The sequence below is a fragment of the Paraburkholderia sp. BR10882 genome (assembly GCF_040948855.1).
Classification (GTDB): Bacteria; Pseudomonadota; Gammaproteobacteria; order Burkholderiales; family Burkholderiaceae; genus Paraburkholderia; species Paraburkholderia nodosa_A.
On sequence record NZ_JBFPKP010000103.1, the window covers coordinates 1 to 253 of the forward strand.

The 253-nt window shown below is 55.3% G+C and carries 1 tRNA gene and 1 rRNA gene; both read left to right on the plus strand.

The features are described from left to right. A 16S ribosomal RNA gene (locus tag AB3X99_RS41080) occupies positions 1-109 on the plus strand; the annotation flags it as partial. Between the two features lie 67 nt (positions 110-176). Next, positions 177-253: transfer RNA gene (locus AB3X99_RS41085), tRNA-Ile, on the plus strand.

Here is a 253-nt window from a genome sequence, read left to right on the forward strand (position 1 = left end):
AGTGGCTAGTCTAACCGCAAGGAGGACGGTCACCACGGCAGGATTCATGACTGGGGTGAAGTCGTAACAAGGTAGCCGTATCGGAAGGTGCGGCTGGATCACCTCCTTTCCAGAGCTCATCGCTCACACGCGTTTTAAGCGCTCACACTTGTCGGCTGTAAGAAAGACAGACTCAGGGGTCTGTAGCTCAGTCGGTTAGAGCACCGTCTTGATAAGGCGGGGGTCGATGGTTCGAATCCATCCAGACCCACCA